This is a genomic window from Spirosoma endophyticum (genome assembly GCF_900112365.1).
Lineage (GTDB): Bacteria > Bacteroidota > Bacteroidia > Cytophagales > Spirosomataceae > Spirosoma > Spirosoma endophyticum.
In genome coordinates, this window is sequence record NZ_FOLQ01000069.1 from 1 (window position 1) to 2,386 (window position 2,386).

Sequence of the window (2,386 nt, forward strand, 5' to 3'; positions counted from 1 at the left end):
TGGCCATGGTGGTAGTTTTGATAAGTTTTAGCGAACTTAAACTTACCATCGGTCAGCCACTTTTCGGCTTTCTACCATCCATGTCCAGTAATCTGGCGGATATACCCCAACTATGTTAGCTATCCCATCTTAGTTATACAACACTCACAAAAAAAGTACAAAACGAGTACAGCTTTTTGCCTTGTACTCGTTTTGTACTTTCTGGAGAGTTTGATAAATAGTAATTACTTGAATTCAAAAACGCTAATCTGTAACTCCCGATCCACAACGTTTGGATTAGCTAGTAAACTTGATTCTATATAAGCCGTTTGTTGTTTGACTCGACCCTGCTCATCAAACTCGTAGGCATAAGTAGTCACACTATGATCGGGCAGAATCGGAGCTACCCCCGTAAAGGACTCATTGGTTTGTACAGTCTTCGTTACCAGATTACGGCTTGGACGTCCCCACATGATTTTGACTGGATTGGGTAACCCAGACCTGCTCAAGTCGTATTCGTACTCGGTTGTTAAACGGCTAATGGCATCTTGATAAACCTCTTTAACGATATTGCCGGCCACGATCGTTTGAGTCGTACTCGCCTTGGGACCATCTTGGCGGTAGGTTAAGTAGCCATATTGATCGTAGGTATTGTTCGAAACAATATAGCCTAGCGGAGTTAAAGGATAGGACGTTGGTATAAGCGGAAAGACGCGTAGATTGGTATAGATAAGCTGGTTATCGGCATATGCATACGATTCATCGCCCCATTCGTAAGTATACTCCAGCCGGTCAGGATTGCGAGCAGACACACTTACCAGCCGCTTTTTGTCATCATACTGATAGACATATTGTTGGCGCGTGATAGGGTAGAATGTAACGCCTTTGTAAGTAAGCGGTAATCCGAAAGTCACGTTAGGTTGGCTAGCTAGCCGATAGCGGGCCGTCACTTGTTTAGTTAACAGCAATTCCTCGGGGTCGTTCGGGTTTAATGCGGGTTCTCGATGGCAAGCGGTCAGGAACAAACCGAGCCCCATTAGAAAGCAATAAAATGGAATTAGACGCATAGAAAGTGATGGAGAAAGAAGTAAGGGTAAAAATAAATAAGTTCTATGAATTTGACGACTACCATTGTGAGCAGCTTGTTGTATAAGTGAATGTGGCTGTTGCAGAAGTCGATGGCACCTGGGACCGGCCTCTCAAAGAGGCAATTTCTAGCCACTGATTAGCGGGTAAAGGCTTCATGATTCCTGCTGCTTGAGCCCAGTTTAGACTTTTGCAACAGCCACTTTAGTTATAAAACAGGCCTAATAAAAGTGCGATACTCGAATTAATCAACTTGTTATAATTTTACAAATAATTTCTTTTTAACTCACATTATTTTTTCGATTACTATGACTACTCACATCTTTACCTTAACCAAGCTACGCCTATTACTTGTTTCTTGTTGCCTGTCAAGCTTGGCCGCCTGTACGCCTAACCCGGCCGTAACGCCCGATGAGCCAGCTTACTTCCTGGCTAAAGTAGCCACTACCTACTACTTTGAACCAGCCAATGTCTACCTTCCCAATCCAACCATCACCTATCAGACCACCTTATTTAAACAAGCGGCCCGCAGTGAGGACCTCTTCCGCTACGACGAGCAAAAACGACTGATTAACCGCAAGGCAATCAATCCGGATCGGCCTGACGACACCTATTCCTACAACGGCGAATGGGAGTATGCCTATACCAACAATCAGCTACTAAAAACTTATCTGAATCTCTCTCCCAGAAGTCCATCTACGTATCCTTTGAATTCACAAGGCTATGTGGCCAGTGGCAACTATGACTCGGATGGCATACTCCTAAGCAAAGGACGAACCATTGTTGAGGGTAATATCGTGAAAGAAGTGTTGGGTGGTGGTCAGGATGGTACGACTACAACGACTTACGAATATGACTTGACCAAGCGAAGCTTACCCAATCCTTACGTTGCGGAGCAGGGTCGTCCCAGCCGTAACCTGGTTACCAAATCAACTCAGGTTTATCAATCGGTCAACAATATGCCAGCGGTCATGCCCGACAAGATCGTAATTGTCTACAGCTACGAATTTGATGCGCAGGGCCAAGTGGTTAAACAGATTGCTTATGAGGAGAGAACAACATCTAGTAATGTGAATGCTCTCCAGCCTGAGTTGCGGATCAATACGTTTAGCTTTATAAAGTGAGCACGCAGCTTTTAGCTGGTTGGCTAAGGATAAGGTCAAAGCAAGAGGCCTAGTAAAAGTACAAGAAGTTGATTAATTCAAGCATTGTACTTTTACTAGGTCTGTATTACCCTGGTTTTACTTGACAGATTTTAGTCTCATTTTAAGCTTCAATCTTCGTTGCCTTGGGTTGTACTTTTTCCGGCTGGGAGCGCTTT

At 44.1% G+C, this 2,386-nt stretch carries 2 protein-coding genes; one reads left to right on the top strand and one right to left on the bottom strand.

Translation table 11 applies throughout. The annotated features are described in order from the left end of the window. Positions 1-224: 224 nt before the first annotated feature. Complete coding sequence (locus BM202_RS36405; RefSeq protein ID WP_143100899.1) at positions 225-1,046, bottom strand: hypothetical protein; 822 nt, start codon at positions 1,044-1,046, stop codon at positions 225-227. 327 nt (positions 1,047-1,373) lie between these two features. Between BM202_RS36405 and BM202_RS36410 the strand changes: the two genes are divergently transcribed. Next, positions 1,374-2,189 carry a hypothetical protein gene (locus tag BM202_RS36410; protein WP_143100900.1) on the top strand — a complete coding sequence of 272 codons (816 nt, stop codon included), beginning with the start codon at positions 1,374-1,376 and terminating at the stop codon, positions 2,187-2,189. Positions 2,190-2,386 lie beyond the last annotated feature (197 nt).

What these genes read in the sequence shown, in the direction of transcription:
- BM202_RS36405 (WP_143100899.1), bottom strand. Translation starts at nt 1,046, where the DNA reads ATGCGTCTAATTCCATTTTATTGCTTTCTAATGGGGCTCGGTTTGTTC.
- BM202_RS36410 (WP_143100900.1), top strand. Translation starts at nt 1,374, where the DNA reads ATGACTACTCACATCTTTACCTTAACCAAGCTACGCCTATTACTTGTT.